15 protein-coding genes are annotated in these 15,185 nt (G+C 65.2%); 12 read left to right on the top strand and 3 right to left on the bottom strand.

Annotated features, from left to right (window positions below):
• Nucleotides 1-27: 27 nt before the first annotated feature.
• From ACSC1Q_RS24095 to ACSC1Q_RS24080, 4 genes are read left to right on the top strand one after another with little or no spacing between them, the layout of a single operon-like run.
• On the top strand, nt 28-2,124 hold the full coding sequence (locus tag ACSC1Q_RS24095) for a helix-turn-helix domain-containing protein (RefSeq protein ID WP_436760970.1): 2,097 nt from the start codon (nt 28-30) through the stop codon (nt 2,122-2,124).
• Entirely contained in the window at nt 2,121-3,080 is a 960-nt protein-coding gene (locus ACSC1Q_RS24090) for a hypothetical protein (RefSeq protein ID WP_436760969.1), read from the top strand. Before ACSC1Q_RS24095 ends, ACSC1Q_RS24090 begins: the two co-directional genes overlap by 4 nt.
• Complete coding sequence (locus ACSC1Q_RS24085; protein WP_436760968.1) at nt 3,077-3,907, top strand: DUF6339 family protein; 831 nt, start codon at nt 3,077-3,079, stop codon at nt 3,905-3,907. Before ACSC1Q_RS24090 ends, ACSC1Q_RS24085 begins: the two co-directional genes overlap by 4 nt.
• Nucleotides 3,904-4,875 (top strand): DNA cytosine methyltransferase, encoded by a 972-nt coding sequence (locus ACSC1Q_RS24080; RefSeq protein WP_436760967.1) that lies wholly within the window; start codon nt 3,904-3,906, stop codon nt 4,873-4,875. Before ACSC1Q_RS24085 ends, ACSC1Q_RS24080 begins: the two co-directional genes overlap by 4 nt.
• A gap of 8 nt (nt 4,876-4,883) precedes the next feature.
• On the opposite strand, the gene ACSC1Q_RS24075 is transcribed toward ACSC1Q_RS24080, so the two are convergent.
• Nucleotides 4,884-5,957 carry a DNA cytosine methyltransferase gene (locus ACSC1Q_RS24075; protein ID WP_436760966.1) on the bottom strand — a complete coding sequence of 358 codons (1,074 nt, stop codon included), beginning with the start codon at nt 5,955-5,957 and terminating at the stop codon, nt 4,884-4,886.
• 355 nt (nt 5,958-6,312) lie between these two features.
• Between ACSC1Q_RS24075 and ACSC1Q_RS24070 the strand changes: the two genes are divergently transcribed.
• Entirely contained in the window at nt 6,313-7,575 is a 1,263-nt protein-coding gene (locus ACSC1Q_RS24070) for a DNA cytosine methyltransferase (protein ID WP_436760965.1), read from the top strand.
• A 132-nt stretch (nt 7,576-7,707) separates the two neighbouring features.
• Here the strand turns inward: ACSC1Q_RS24070 and ACSC1Q_RS24065 are convergent, their stop codons facing one another.
• A complete protein-coding gene (locus tag ACSC1Q_RS24065) occupies nt 7,708-8,931 on the bottom strand; it encodes a helix-turn-helix domain-containing protein (protein ID WP_436760964.1) in 1,224 nt (407 codons plus the stop codon).
• A 323-nt stretch (nt 8,932-9,254) separates the two neighbouring features.
• Between ACSC1Q_RS24065 and ACSC1Q_RS24060 the strand changes: the two genes are divergently transcribed.
• The 3 genes from ACSC1Q_RS24060 to ACSC1Q_RS24050 are packed head-to-tail and all read left to right on the top strand — an operon-like array spanning nt 9,255 to nt 10,676.
• A complete protein-coding gene (locus ACSC1Q_RS24060; RefSeq protein ID WP_436760963.1) occupies nt 9,255-9,701 on the top strand; it encodes a hypothetical protein in 447 nt (148 codons plus the stop codon).
• Nucleotides 9,698-10,144: a hypothetical protein gene (locus ACSC1Q_RS24055; protein WP_436760962.1), complete on the top strand. Its 447-nt coding sequence runs from the start codon at nt 9,698-9,700 to the stop codon at nt 10,142-10,144. The genes ACSC1Q_RS24060 and ACSC1Q_RS24055 overlap by 4 nt, the downstream gene beginning before the upstream one ends.
• Nucleotides 10,101-10,676, top strand: coding sequence for an ATP-binding protein (locus ACSC1Q_RS24050; protein WP_436760961.1), 576 nt, complete (start codon nt 10,101-10,103; stop codon nt 10,674-10,676). Before ACSC1Q_RS24055 ends, ACSC1Q_RS24050 begins: the two co-directional genes overlap by 44 nt.
• Before the next feature lie 81 nt (nt 10,677-10,757).
• Here ACSC1Q_RS24050 and ACSC1Q_RS24045 read toward each other — a convergent pair whose 3' ends face one another.
• The gene (locus ACSC1Q_RS24045) at nt 10,758-11,228 is read right to left on the bottom strand and encodes a GNAT family N-acetyltransferase (protein ID WP_436760960.1); all 471 of its coding nucleotides are present in this window, start codon (nt 11,226-11,228) and stop codon (nt 10,758-10,760) included.
• Between the two features lie 349 nt (nt 11,229-11,577).
• On the opposite strand from ACSC1Q_RS24045, the gene ACSC1Q_RS24040 reads away from it, so the two are divergent.
• The 4 genes from ACSC1Q_RS24040 (at nt 11,578) to ACSC1Q_RS24025 (ending at nt 15,041) form a co-directional block, all read left to right on the top strand.
• The gene (locus tag ACSC1Q_RS24040) at nt 11,578-11,958 is read left to right on the top strand and encodes a VOC family protein (RefSeq protein ID WP_436760959.1); all 381 of its coding nucleotides are present in this window, start codon (nt 11,578-11,580) and stop codon (nt 11,956-11,958) included.
• Nucleotides 11,959-12,386: 428 nt separating this feature from the next.
• Nucleotides 12,387-13,616, top strand: a complete 1,230-nt coding sequence (locus ACSC1Q_RS24035; RefSeq protein WP_436760958.1) for a serine hydrolase domain-containing protein — start codon at nt 12,387-12,389, stop codon at nt 13,614-13,616.
• A gap of 87 nt (nt 13,617-13,703) precedes the next feature.
• The gene (locus ACSC1Q_RS24030) at nt 13,704-14,111 is read left to right on the top strand and encodes a hypothetical protein (RefSeq protein ID WP_436760957.1); all 408 of its coding nucleotides are present in this window, start codon (nt 13,704-13,706) and stop codon (nt 14,109-14,111) included.
• Nucleotides 14,112-14,489: 378 nt separating this feature from the next.
• Nucleotides 14,490-15,041, top strand: coding sequence for a hypothetical protein (locus ACSC1Q_RS24025; protein WP_436760956.1), 552 nt, complete (start codon nt 14,490-14,492; stop codon nt 15,039-15,041).
• The last annotated feature ends 144 nt before the right edge of the window (nt 15,042-15,185 follow it).

Raw genomic sequence — 15,185 nt, 5'->3', positions numbered from 1 at the left:
TGCACGTTCTGCCCGGAAGGTCTGCGGATGACACAGGACGACAGCGGTACTCCATATGAGCCGGAAGCCTTCGGCATCTGGCTCGGCCGGCAACTACGGCGCAAAGGTATGAGCCAGTCCGAACTCGCCAGTGAACTCGATGTCACCCGAGCCGCCGTCTCAGCTTGGATCACCGGCCGGGCAACACCCCGAATCGACAAGATCCAGGTCATCGAAGAAGTCCTCGGACTGGCTACAGGATCATCCGCCACCCGAGACGAAACCCCGGACTCGGCTGGCTCGATCAGCTGGCATCACCGCCCCGCGCATGCTGATGGGGGTCGCGAACTGGGCAATGCCGCCGCCTTCGCGTTCGACCCCAACCTCACCGTCCTGGCCAGGGAAGCCACACAGAACAGCCTTGATGAACGGCACGAGACGATGCGGCCGGTTCGTATTCGATTCATCCTTCACGAGGTCACCGGTGAACGACTGCGTCGACTTCAGGAGGCGCTGCGCTGGGACGACCTTGTCCCGCACTTCGAAGCTGCGGCGGATACCCGGCAGAAAGTGGGCAGGGTTCTCGCCAACGGACTGCGTGAGCTTCAGGAGCAGGGCAGTCTGCTGTTGTTGAAGATCGAGGACTACAACGCGAGTGGGTTGACCGGTCCCGAATACGATGACGGTCGCTTCGCCGCCGTGGTGCGCCGACAACTCGACAGCCACAAGAGTGGCTCGGCGGGTGGTTCCTACGGTTTGGGCAAGGCGACTCTCTGGGCCACCAGCCAGTTCGGCTTGGTCATCATGAACAGCACGCTTTCGGAACCGTACGAGAGTCGGCGCGAGCGCCGCCTCATCGGCCGGCTCGACCTTCCCTGGCATGAGGTCAACGGTATGCAGTACGCGGGCCCGGCCTGGCTCGGAGAAGGCGATCTGTTCCGTGAAGGTGCTGCCCGCTCCTGGTGGGCAGGCGAACGAACCGTTGAGGAGCTTTACCTCACCCGGGGAAGCAACGACCCCGGCACCAGTTTTCTGATCGTCGGTGCCCACGACCCTTCGGGAGAGGCCGCAGATCTGGAGGGAATGCACCAAGCTCTGGTTCGTGGACTGGCGACCGGCTTCTGGGCATCTATGGTGACCGGCCGTGACTCAGTTCCCATGATGGAAGCCTCGGTCGAGGCATTCCGGGACGGCCAGGTCGCCGTCGCCGAGGAACGCGTCGACCCGCATCGCTACGAACCCGCCCGAAGCCGTGCCGTACAGGCATTTCTAGACGGGAACACCGTCTCGCAGATCACTACAGCCGACGATGTCGCCGCACTCACCGTACCTTTGACCGTGCCACCGCTCAAAGGCGCAGAGAAGGCCGAGCCCGTTACTCACGAGGCGGTTCTCCTGGTCACTCCGACCGATGACGACGACGAGAAGCCGAATCGACTGATCTGCATGCGGGGCACTCGGATGGCCGTACTGGACCGTGCCGTCAATGATGTGCCACTGAGCGCCATGCGCTTCCAAGCAGTACTGCTCGCGGGGGGAGCCGCCGGATCTCCTGGTACGGACGCTGATCTGGCCGAGGCGTTCCTTCGTGCCGCCGAACCTCCTGAGCACAATGACTGGAAACAGACCGAGGACCTTACGTCGAGCTATGCTCGCGGCGCTGTCACCCGCCTCAAAGAATTTCGCAGGTCAATGCTCGACCGCGTGCGAGATGCCGTTCGCCCCACTGAACGCGTCACGGAGGAGGAAACCCCGGCCATTCTGCGTGAATTGCTGCGATTCGACCCTCTACCCACACCACGGAGCCCCGGTTATCCCACTGTCAGGAGCGCGAGGGGATCGATCACTCCAGAGGGCGCATGGCAGATCAGAGTTGAGATCAAACTGCCTGAGCGTGATGATCCATGGCTGCTTCGCCCGCTGCTACGTTTCGCCACCCGCTCAGGACCGCGGCCCGAAGCCCGATGGGCACGGATCAATTCCGAGTCACACTGCGAGGTGACCGACGAGGGCAACCTGCGATGTGCGGAGGGGACTCGAAGCGCCGTGTTCACGGGGGTCAGTGATGTAACGAGCCACCCGGTTGCCGCGCGGATGGCCGGGGTTGAAGTCGACCTCGTCCGAGTGAAGGAAGGCGCGCGATGAAGCGGATTCTTCCCTACCCGACCGTGGCAGGCGACGTGTCGATGGAAGTACGTGAGGCCAGGCTGGACGATATAGCCCTGCCCTACGACATGATCTCTACTTCGCAGCGAGTGGTGGCGCTGCATCGGGTCGGGGGGAGCGACTGGCGGACTGCCCGGCTGTCCGTGAAGGTCCGCGCTTCCGAACAAGAACTGCGACACGGACGCTGGGTCGGTATGGAGTGCCTGGCCATACTGTCGGAGCGTCGTACCAATACTCGTACGGCGACCAGTCTTCGTTGGGAACAGCCGGGTGAGTGGTCCGGCGATGTCGAGCTTCAGAGTGATCATCATTTTGCCCGAGCCGAACTGACCGCGCAATTGGTCGCCACCGTCGATGGAGTTCCAGGCCGGATTATCGCGGCTACCGAGGGCGTTTGGACTGCGGACCTTCGGGCTCGCACTCCCACACGGCGCGAGGAGATTCGGAGCCGTTGGGTGGACTTCGGCGACGAGGGCAATCCGCAACTGCACCCCTTCAAGAACGACCCCTGGACCGTGGAGGCAGTCGGCGAAGAGCCCGTCCTCTATCTGAACAGCGGGTTTGAAGGGCTGAAGGGCCTGCTCGAGAACGGACGAACCACAGATCGCCCGACACGTGACGCGCTAGCCGCGCAGATCGCCATGGATGTATGGACCGTTCTGTTCAATGCAGCGACATACCAGGACGACAGTGATGCCCCAGAATGGCCGGGCGGATGGCGTGAGTCGGTACTACGGAGAATGCTCCCGGACATGTTCCCTGAACGCTCCCCAGATGACGCCCTCAGTGAAGTGGTGAACCGGCGACGAACCGGCGACGGCGGTGGTGACCTTCAGACTCGTGTTCTGCACGCGGCCGGCAAACATGCCCGCATGCCGAAAAGTCTCGGTGGGTTCATTCGCACGCTGCGCCGTACCGGACAGGAGGATGAGTGAGCGGCGTTCCCGACCGGATCGGTCATCTCCCCAACGAGTGGGCCGCCAAATTCCTCACCACGGCTGTATTGGAGCAGAGAGAGCCATTGCCAACCGTGGCCCTCGACCGGGCATCCCGACCGGGGCGATGGGGAGCCGAGCCGGTGCGGCACCTCGTGGAGGAGGCCATGAAGCGGTTCACGCCGGAGTCGCGGACATCCGCTGACGCCTGGCTGTCCCCGGTTCTTCACGCGACACTGCGGCTGACTCGACGCGAGGCCGCAGACCCCGAAATATGGAATCATCTGGCACTGCGTGTGGCGCCCGACTATCTGTTCTGGCGACATCCGGGACGGCCTGTCACCAACCGGGGACGTTTCTCCGGACCATTCCACTCACAGGCATTCGCCCGGCTGTGGTGGGCGGCGGAACTCTTTCGTGACGGTCCGGACTATGGTCCGGTCGTGATCGCCTGCGGTAATCAGGACGTTCTCAACACGGTGCTTCGGCTTGAGGTGATCCTGCACCGTCCCACGGCCCAGGCGATTCTGCGGCTGTTGGCCAGCGGAGTCGTGCGGACCGGGCGTGAGGTCAATGCCCTGGCTCAGGCTGTGAACACGGCCGGCAGCACTCTCGCGTACGAGGCGTTGGCACCTGACGTCCCTCAGGACTCAGATTCCTACAGGGACTGGATCGAAGACCTGAGCGGAGTGCTCGTGCCGTACGACTCGCTGCCGGACGGGCCGGACGACGGTCGCGTCCCTGCCTCTGCCGTAGGTGCTTTGGTCCCATTGTTCGGGAAACTCTTCGCGGAAGCGCCGGTGCGCGGCAGGGTGGTGGTCGAATGAGGCGGCGCTTCCGAAGCCTGGAAATCTGCGCGGGTGCCGGAGGTCAGGCACTCGGGCTGGAACGGGCTGGGTTCGATCCCGTCATGCTCGTCGACAACGATGCCCATGCCTGTGCCACCCTGCGTGCGAACCGCGCGGAATGGCGAGTCCTGGAGGCGGATCTTAAGGACTTCGTCGGCACCGAGCACGACGGTGTCGCCGACGTCGACCTGCTCTCCGGCGGCATTCCTTCGACGCCGTTCTCCATAGCAGGCAGGCAACACGGCACCAAGGACGACCGCGACCTGCTTCGAACAGCGATCTTCCTCGTCATGGACGTCCGACCGCGCGCGATCATGATCGCAAGTGCGGCGAATTTGTTGACGAGCCCGAAGTTCGGCCCGGCCCGGTCCTTTGTCGAGGAGGAACTGAGAGACCTCGGCTACCACTGGGAGTGGCGGGTCCTCGACGCTCAACATTTTGGAGTGCCACAGACTAGGAAGAGCGGCCTTCTCATCGCCATGCGGCCTGATGACTTTGCTCGGTTCGTCTGGCCCCTCGGTGATGAGGGCGCGCCGCCCCTCGGGATGGCGCTACGTGAATCAATGGCGAGTCGGGGCTGGAAGGGCGTGGACGCATGGGTTCAGATCGCCGATCAAGTGGCACCGACCATCGTCGGCGGCTCAAAGAACCACGGTGGCGCGGACCTAGGCCCCACCCGGTCGAAACGCTCCTGGATAGAGGTTGGTGTGGACGGCCGTAGTCTGGCCGATGAAGCTCCGGATTCGGAGTTCATGCTGGCGCCCGAGTTGGGACAGGACGGGCTACCGAAGCTCACGCTCAGCCAGGTGAGCAAGCTTCAGGGCTTCCCCGACGACTGGATCATCACTGGGCGGAAGACAGCGGGCTACCGGCAAGTTGCTCAGGCCATGCCTCCCCCTGTTGCCACAGCGGTCGGCCGTCAGATCGCAGCAGCTCTCGGCGACTAATTCAGTCGTCAGAACACACCCAACTGACCTGGCTGTTCATCGGTGGATATCCCATCAAGCTTGGCCAGGTCAGGAAAGATCTTACGGAGAGGGTCGTCACCAAGTTTTAGTGCTGCAGCAAGGACATAGGCGGCCAGGCGAGGAGGAACGGCGTTTCCGATCTGCTGAGCAATGTCCCGGCCTCGCCACCGATAGTCAAGCGGGAAAGTCTGCAAGCATCCGGATTCGGCGTGCGTAAAGCGGGCGGGATCAGCCTCCTGATCATCACGCGTCATTACGCGGTTACGCAAGATCTTGCCGGTCACGGTAAAGGCTGGCTCATCAGAGGTGCGTATACCCCGGGCTTTGGGATTACCTCCGGTGCCATAGTTGGAGACCACCTTGAATGGCTCCAGTCGTTCAAGAACATCGCCCATCGGCACCCATGGGAGCTTCGTTTGATCTCCTGCGGTACGTGGCATGCTCTTATGGAAACGACGATGCGTGGCCTTGGGCAGTGAAGCCACGTCGCCCAGGCGCGCGACGAGAACGGCCCGACGACGCGTTTGTGGGACTCCGTATTCCTCCGCGTTCAACACGTCGCACTCCGCAGAGTATCCCAGCTTCTCAAGGATTCTTTTCATCGCTTTCCATACGGGCAATACGGCGGGAACCTGCTCCAGCACGATCACCTGATAGGGGTGACGATTTTTCTTCGCTTCAAGCACCCACCGCAGTGGCTCCAAGACCAAGCCTGTGCGCGGGTCGTCCAAGCCGGTCAGCTCTGCGGTAACGTCCTCGCCATCAGCCATCTTGTCCGCGAAACGGAGTACATCCTCCAATGCGCGACGCCCCGCTCCCTGACCCGCGACCGTGTATGTCTGGCAGGGAGGGCCGCCCGTGAGGACGGTGGCATCCTCAAACTCCGAAGGCTTGCGGTCACGCACGTCACACTCACGAGTCTCCAAACCCTCGGCAAGACGTGTTTTGCATGCCTCTTCGTCCAACTCGATACCGACCACAGGAATGTCCAGCCATCGCGCCGCGATGTCCAGCCCGCCCGGCCCTGCAAAAAGATCAACGATCTTGTGGGGGGGACGCACAGACTCTCCTGCCTATCGAGCTGAGGTCGGTGACGGCAGAGTCAATGGGCGCTCATCGCCAATCCACCCCTCGAAGCTGACCATGACGGCGATGAGCATACTCCCTGCTCACGCGTATCTGCCACATCACGCCGATACTGCTCTGATGGGTTGGTGAGCACGGGCTTTCATCATGTCGCCGCGTAGTCGCCGGCCCGATACGACTCTGCGCTGAAGCTGAGATCGCCCCCTGTTCGACTCCGTGTTGGAGCGCCAACAGCATCGGCAGAAATATCCATCTTTCCACTTCAAGTGCTACCTATCGGTTTTGTCGGATCTCACCGCTACCCTCCTAACTGATCAGTAGGAGGTGGCTGTGGGAGCTGTCGGACGGACCCTGCGAGTCCTGGAGATCTGCGCCGGTGCGGGCGGCCAGGCGCTCGGCCTGGAGCGCGCGGGCTTCGGCCATGAACGCTTGATCGAGCTGGACGGCAACGCTGCCGCGACACTTCGTTACAACAGGCCCCACTGGAACGTCACACAGGGCGACGTTGCCGATCCCCACGTGTGGAATCCCGGGGATTACGGGGAGGGCATCGACCTTCTGGCGGGTGGGGTCCCCTGCCCGCCTTTCACCACGGCGGGTAGGCAGTTGGGGGCTACCGACGAACGCGACCTGTTCGCCTGGGCGGTCGAGCAGGTGAGCATCATCAAGCCCCGCGCTCTACTCCTGGAGAACGTCCGTGGGCTGAGCATGCGCCGCTTCGCCGGCTACCGCCAGCACGTTCTAGACCGACTTCGCGATTTTGGCTACGTCGCCGAATGGCGCCTACTTCAAGCGTCCGATTACGGCGTTCCACAACTTCGCCCCAGGTTCGTGCTCGTCGCGATGTCCCCCCAGGACTTCACGCGCTTCCACTGGCCCGAACCGATCGGTCGCCCCTTCACAGTCGGCGAAACGCTCTTTCCTCTGATGTCAGCCAATGGATGGAAGGGCGCGGAGGAGTGGGCGGAGAAGGCAAACGACATCGCTCCTACCATCGTCGGTGGCTCCAAGAAGCACGGTGGCGCCGACCTCGGCCCCACCCGTGCGAAGCGCGCCTGGGCGGAGATGGGCGTTGACGGTCTGGGCGTCGCCAACCACGCCCCCAACCCGGATGACAAGTTTCCGGTCGGCCCAAAGCTCACCTGCGAGATGGTCGCTCGGATTCAAGGTTGGGACGACGACGAGTTCCAGTGGACCTTCACCGGCAAGAAGACCTCGACTTACCGGCAGATCGGTAACGCCTTCCCGCCTCCGGTCGCCAAGGCCCTGGGCGTCGCCATCGCCGCCGCGCTCGAAGGCACTGCCCAGTCACGTAAAATTGGTCTTGACCTCAAGCACGACCCCATCTACGCCGCCCTCCGCGAGCAGGGCGACTTCATGACAGCTGCCCAGATTGCCAGGAAGACCGGACTCGCTCTCGATGGTCTAGAGATCGATAGGCGGATCAGCCTGTTAAAGGGTGACTTTGAGATCATAAAAGATGAGCACAGAACGGACCCTGCATACAAGCTGGGTTCGTTCAAAGCATTCACAGGTCAAGAAGACCACGTACGCCATGAATACTTCAGGGAAAACACATCTAAAATTAGCTGATCTGCCGTAACTCCCAGATTTGCCGTCCCTCTGCTTTTAGAAAAACCTCGTCATAGATCGATTTGCGAACGTGGCGGAGGTTTTAGCAGGCAGTTTCTTTCATGACTCAGAAGCCACTCGCAGTCAAAGAGCTCAGAGAATATGCATGCGCACACCCAGCCGACGAATCCGCTCCCGGTAGCTGTACCGCTCAAGATCCAGCAAGGTCCGTACCGCCTGCTGCGCCATCGGATGGTTGCGGACGAGCAGTGGAGCGACTTTCTCGGCGCGCTCCAACTCGGCTAGGGCGGCCTCCCGCTTGCCGCACCACAGCAGCCCACGGGCGTGGTCAAGATGGTGGTGCCCCGCACGGCTGGCCTTCAGGCTTTTCGGGAGCTGGATGGCCTCCCCACGCTGTACGGCCTGGGGGCCGTCCCCCAGTTCGACGGCAACGGCAACTCCGTGGATGTCGACGTTGGTCTGATTGGTGGACAGGTCGTAGTAGTCAGTGCGCTGGCGTGATCCGAGCCGGGTGACCGCCTCGGCCGCGAGCCGGTGACGTGACCACGCCTCATCGGCGTCGTTCTTGCGAGCGGCGGTGATCGATGCTCGTAGTTGAAGGGCGCCCCAGACGGCCAGCGCTTCAGGATGTCCGGCAGTGTACTCGCCCTCGATGTCGGCGCATGCGGCGTCGAGGAGGGTGAGCGCGTCGTTCCAGGAGGTGCTGGCCCACAGGCTCCGGATTCGCAGATAGGCGAACACGGCTCCGTTGTACGGATCCCCCGCGCGTTCCCACGCCCAGCGGACCCGGCTGGCGGTGATCAGCGAAAGGTCGGCGTAGCCCAGGGTGTAGACCACCGAGTCGGCTGCCAGATAGGTCAGCGCGAGCAGCCTGAATGCCGAGCTCCGGTCAGGCTCGGGGTACAGGTAGGTCGCCGCCTGGAGTTCGGAGAGCAAGGCCGGCAGTGCGTCGGCCAGTTCCGCGTAGCGGGCCTCTCCCCGTAGCCAGCGGGCGTGATCGGTCGCGGCACGGAGGTCGGGCAGCGCTCGCACCTCGCCGACCCACTCGGGGTCGAGGTCATAGCGCTCCAGGTGACGGCGGATCTCGGGAATCGCCGAGTGGCCGCGGTCCTCGGCCGGGGTGTCACCGCGGTAGGGGCGTGCGGTGAGCTCGTTGGGGTGTACGCGCAGCACACGAGAGAGGGTGTTGACCAGCGCGATGGAGTCCAGGGGGATGCTGTCGTTCTCCACTCCGGACACCCAGGACTGCGCGCGGCCGATGCGCCGCGCCAGTTCGTTCTGGGTGATGCCAACGCGCTTACGAGCACGCCGTACGCGCGTTCCCACACTTTCCGCCGCCGGATCCGAGTAGGCCATGGCCTCAAGGTAACCCGCGATGACGCGCTTGGCTCCTCCCCTCGCCAAAGTATCAACGGCACTGAGGTCGCTGCCTCTCCGCATCAATAACTTCACTCTCCGTGAGAGTCGATGAGCGTGGATGTGACAGCCGACGGTGGGATTGCGGAATGCCCCGCTTGACGCATACGCGACCCCTCACACGGAAATCGCGGCTTCCCGAAGCGGAAGCCAGTCACCGGCCAAGACACGGACGTGGCCGGTGACATCACCATGAAAACGGCTCTGCCAGGGCGAATGACGTCGCCCGGCAGAGCCTCGACCGCACGCTGGAGGTGCGACCTGTGTCCAACCCTAGTAGAACACCTAAGATCATCCGGGTCCGCTGGCACGCCGAGCAGCCGCCCTCACCCCTCGGTTGCCGCTGGTGTGGCCATCCCCCGTACGCGCACGACGCCGCCAGCCTGCCGCATCGGCCCGGTCACCTGTGGGAGCAGCCCACCCCGGCCCAGGTCCGCACGCGCATGATGGCTCGGCGCCGCCTCGGGCTCTGCGGTCGGCTGCCCTCGGCCGTGCCGCCCGCGCTCACCGTGCCGAATGCGTCCACCACCGTGATCGCACGCCCGACGAGCCGTCCCTTCGCGGGTTCTCCCACAGGTAGGGGACGCCACGCACGACCGGCCGCGATGGCCGCGCCGCCGTACGGACAGTCGTCGTACAAACAGGAGTCGCCGGGTGTACGGCCCTGGCCGGGCAGGCGCGAGGCGTACCGGAAAGGGGTGGCGGCATGAGCCCGCCACCCGTTGGAACGGCTGCCGGAACAACGGAAAACCTCCCCACACCCCTCTCGTACAAGAAAGAGGAAGACGACACGCTCCGGTTCACCGGCTGGTGTCTCTGGTACGGCGAGGCCACCGAACGCTGGTGGGCGCTCTCCCCCGCGTGGTGCCGGGAGCGCGTTGGCCTGATCGAGGCCGACACCGACGCCGAACTGGCCGCGCGGATACGGCACATCGAGGACTTCCGCCCTCATCTCATCCCCGACCAGCACGAACGGCTGCGGCGTCCCCTCCCCAGGGCAGACCACCCGATCCCAGCTTCTGGGCCGCAGCCCGAAGGCCCCAACAGGGGCGTCAGGGTCTCCGGAGGCAACCAGAGCGCCGAGATCGCAGGCAAGGGAGGTGACCGGGATGACCGCGCGACTCCTGTCCGTGCTCGTCGGCGTGTTCGCTGACCGGTTCCGGCCCTCGACCAGCGCCCTCAACGAATCGGCTCACCCGGCCACGCCGTGGTCGCCGCATCTTGACCGGATACCCGGCTGGTCGACCTTCCCGGGGCCCACACCCGTGATCTCCCAGCGCTTCCCGGCCACACGCGACCAGGTCAGGCTCGCGCGGAACTTCGTCGCCGAGATCCTCGGTGGCGACCACCCGCTCCGCGACGACGCCATGCTCCTCACCAGCGAACTCGCCACCAACGCCGTCGAACACTCCAACACGCCACTCGAAGACCGACCGTCCGACCCGGAACCGAGCGACGCCGAGCCGAGCGATCGGCCCAGGGAGTTCGTCGTCACGGTGGCCTTCCTCCCCCACGGCGTCATCATCACCGTCCAGGACACCGGCTCCACTCAGATCCCCCGCACCAGGAACTCCGGCCTGGACGCCACCGGCGGACGAGGGCTCGTACTCGTCAACGACCTCGCCGCCCGCTGGGGCTTCCACCGCGACCCCACCGGAACCGTCATCTGGTTCGAGCTCAGCTGACGGACCGGTGCGGGCGTTCCCAACGGAGGCGAAGCATGCTGGCCACGGGCCTTGTCGGCTACGTTTCTGTTCGATACCTGGTCAGGCGGTGGTGAAGGAGATCCACACGTCCGGGGGGAGGTCGGGCCGGTTCGGCACCGGCTCGCGTTCCTCCGTCCACGCGTCACCGGCGATCTCGGTGGCCACGCGCCGCCAGAACGCGACGGCCGCGGTGTTCGAGTCCTGGAAGGCGATCCTCCACGGGCCGGGGTGCCGGGAGATCACTTCCCGCACGACGTTCGTCCCGATTCCGGTTCGGCGGGCGCCGCGTACCACGAAGAAGCTGTTCAGCACGCGGGTCGGGCCGGACAGCGCGCGCACGAACGAGAACCCGACAGGCCGGTCGCCGCTGGTGAACAGGTACGCCGCCCACTCGTCGTCCTCGAACGCCGAACATAGCCGGTCGCTGCGATAGGTGGCGTCGGGGCTGGGCAGCCCGCCTTGGAACTCCGCCATGTCGTGGCGGAACATGAGCCAGAGCCGTTCGACGGTGGGGCGGTCCGCGGCGCTCACGGGCCGCACGGTTGCCTGAGAAGTAGTCATACAAACACTTTCCGGCCGGAAGCAACATCCGGCCGGAAAGGTAAAGCTAGCAGATCCCGATCACGGTATGACATCCGTGGCTCCCGTCACCAAGCCCGGTCAGCAGAGCCACCAAGACCGCTCAGCAGAGCGTTCTGACCACCGAGCCAACGTGGACCGCTGACCGGCCGAGACCGTCAACCCCGGGGTTAACGACCGTTGCGACAGTCGCCGTTGATCCACGGCACCGCCTGGCGTGATGCTTGCCTCATCCAAAGAACACGCATGTCAGGAGGTGGATGGGGATGCCCTTTTCTGGTGCTGACGCCGGTGCCGCGGTGTGAACGTCGTCTCTTCCGCGATATCCCTGATCGTCGCCGACCCGGTCGCTTCCAGCCGGTTCTTCACCGGTCATCTCGGCTTCCGCGAAAACCTGGTCGGCGAGAGGTTCATCGGGCTGGGCCGTGACGACGCGGCCGTCGACCTGGTCCTGGTCGAGCGCGACCTCGAACGGTGGCGACCGGGACAGGGACTGGCAGAGGTGATCGTGGTGTTCGCGGTCACCGGCCTGGCCGCCGAGTACGAGCGGCTGCGCGGTGAAGGCGCCACCATCACCGTCCCGCTCCGGCGGGAGCCGTGGGGTGAGCTGCTGACACAGCTCACCGACCCCAACGGGGTGAAGATCCAGCTCGTCGAGTGGATCTCCCCCATCACGGGCTGACTCCGGACCGGCCGACCCGGTCCTGTCGTTCCCCGCCCTGACCCGACCCGACCCGACCCGGCACGACCCAGCACGACCCGGCCCGTCCCGACCTGTCGCGGTTCTGTCGTTCACCATCACCGTCGTCGCCGTTACCGGCGTCGCCGCCGGCCAGGCGTCGCCGTGTCAGTGGCGGCGTCAGGTCGGTGACACCCCGGTATCAGGGCGGTTGGCGATGGTGGAGCCATGAACGGTTCGGCGATCGCGGCCTCGGGACCGCGAACCGGGCCACACCGAAGGACTGCGAACCAGGAAGCACGCCGAGCTCACCCCGACCCTCGTACGTCGCTCGTGGAAGTCACGGGCGCCGGGCCGGGACGGGTCTCACAAGATCGAACACCGATCGAACACCGAACACCGATCGAACACTGTCTGCAAGGAGACTCATGATGGAAACCGGCAAGAGCGGCTTCTCGAAGGCGGGGCTGCGCAGGTTGCACGGCGTGCTGGAACGGCATGTCGATTCCGGGAGGATTCCCGGGCTGGTCGCCCTGGTCAGCCGGGGTGGTGAGACGCACGTCGAGACGATCGGGACGATGTCCCATGACGGTGGCGCGCCGATGCGCCGGGACACGATCTTCCGGATGGCGTCCACGTCCAAGCCGGTCGCGATGGCGGCGGCGATGGTCCTGCTCGACGAGTGCAGGCTGCGGGTGGACGACCTGGTGGAGCCGTGGCTGCCGGAACTCGCCGACCGGCGGGTGCTGAGGCGGATCGACGGCCCGCTGGACGACACCGTGCCGGCGCGGCGGCCGATCACCGTACGGGACCTGCTGACCTCCACCTTCGGGCTCGGCATGGACATGACGGCGCTGGGCACCCCGATCATGGGCGCGATCTTCGAGCGGGGGCTCACGCCCGATCTGCCGGAGCCGATGCCCGAGCCGGACGAGTGGATGCGCCGCCTCGGCACGCTTCCGCTGATGCACCAGCCCGGAGAGCACTGGCAGTACCAGATCAGCCACGATCTCCTCGGCGTGCTCGTCGCCAGGGTCACCGGCCAGTCGTACGAGGCGTTCCTGCGCGAACGCATCTTCGAACCCCTGGGCATGAAGGACACCGGTTTCCACGTGCCCGACGAGGAGATCGACCGGCTGCCGACCCTCTACGCTCCCGACCCTCGGAGCGGGGAGTTCGTCGTGTGGGACGAGGCCAAGGGGGGGCGGTGGAGCAGGCCTCCGGCGTTCCAGGGGGGCGGCGGCGGGCTGGTCTCCACCGCCGACGACTACCACGCCTACTTCCGGATGCTGCTGAACGGCGGGACGCACGGGACCGAACGGATCCTGTCCCGGCCCGCCGTCGAGCTGATGACCACCAACCGCCTCACGCCCGAGCAGCAGGCCGCCCGGCACACCCTGGCCGTCGACAACGTCCATGTGTCGTACGGCCAGGGGCAGCACGGCGGCTGGGGCTTCGGGATGGCGGTGCGCACCTACCGCGGCGACTACGCGCCCATCGGCCAGTTCGGCTGGGACGGCGGGAGCGGCACCTCGACGTACGCCGACCCGGACAACCGGCTCACCGGGATCCTGCTCAGCCAGGTCGGGATGTCGGTCCCGGATCCGGCGCGGCTCATCCACGACTTCTGGACCACGCTCTACCAGGCGATCGACGACTGACACGAGCCCGGTACGGCACCAGCGAGAGCGCGTTTCACCATCCGTCCGTTTTCCTTTTTCCTCATGATTCGAAGGAGCACACCAACCATGTCCGTCACCCTCACCGACCAGGACAAGCTCACCCTGCGCACCGCCGCCTACGGCGCCGTCACGCTGATGTCCGCCGCCGGTGCCGCCGGCAAGCCCGGCGCCCACCGCATCGCCACCGACGGCTCCATCGCCCTGGCCTCCGCCACCGGGCTCATCGGACACGTCCTCTCCGACAAGTCCGGTGGCATGAAACTGAACGGCAAGTCCGTGGCCGCCATCGCCGACCACGTACTTCCCGCCCTCACCGCTTCCATGGACCTCCTCAAGCGGCAGGACCCGGCGGAGGCCGACAACTTCCGCGCCACCGTCCTCCTCGCCCTCGAAACCGCCACCCACCGCGGCGAGCCCACCCCCACCCTCACGGACATGACTCGCAAGATCACCACAGCCCTCGACGCCGCCTGAGGGGATTCACGGGGGTCCTGTCCGGACCCCCGTGGGCGGTGTGGCGGGCCGGGCAGGGGGCCATGCCCGCCGAACGCCGACGAGTACGACATAACAGGAGTACGACATGATCTGAACCCGCCGAAGTCCCGCGAGCCCGGAAGACAAGTGGGCGCTCGCGGGCAAAGGGCCGGCGCTCACAGGCAAGGAATCAGGTCCCCGCCTCGCGCAGACTGAGGTCGACACGAGGTATCACCGGCGTACCGCTCAACGGATCCTCGCCACGGACACGCCCGGCGCCTTCCTGAGGGGCCGGTCGCGCCGTCGGTGGCCATGGAACGGGGAAAGCATCGGAACCGTGCGAAGCGGTCGCGGAAGACCAGGGAAAAAGGGGAAGTCATGAGAAAACCGAGCTCTCGAACAGTCCGCTACCTGATGCTCACGATCGCGCTCGTCGTGTCGGTGTTCGCGCCGGCCTCCATGGCCTACGCCGACACCAAGCCGCCCACCCCGCCCCTGGTCGCCCCGGTGGACCCCCCGGCCCTCGCGCCCGCCGAGTCCAACGGCGCGACCGTGGCGGCGGTCGAGTGCTGTGGCCTGGTGGTCCGATACGACAGCATCCAGAACCTGGTCATCGCCAAGGACATCCGCAACACCAACGCTGGATACGGCAGCAACTGCGACATCTGGAACTGGAACGGCGGCAACCAGACCTCCTGGGTGACGGTCGACCGCAACTGCCGCACGACGAGCATGAACGGGCACACGTACAGCTACAACGCCGGGTACAGCGACACCGACGCGTTCACCCTCCAGTACGAGCCGTACTGGCTGAGCATGCACGGCACCTGGCACCGGATCGGCGCCAACGTCTACACCAAGATAAACGGGCTGGAGACGGCGAAGTGCTACCGCGAGTCCGACGGCGTGAACTGCTACGTCGTCTACTGACCTCGACGAGGTAGACCTGTCAATCGGCTGACCATACGAGATGTCCCCGGTGTCCTCGGTCCGCGACGCGGGCCGGGGGCACCTTGGCGTCGAGGTGACCTCGCCGGACGTCCCCCCACCGGAAACCCGGCTCGAACTCCCTGA

This window comes from Streptosporangium heterodermiicola (assembly GCF_051390675.1).
GTDB lineage: Bacteria > Actinomycetota > Actinomycetes > Streptosporangiales > Streptosporangiaceae > Streptosporangium.
The sequence above is the reverse complement of the archived record's forward strand: the minus strand, read 5'-3'. Positions and strand labels throughout refer to the sequence as shown.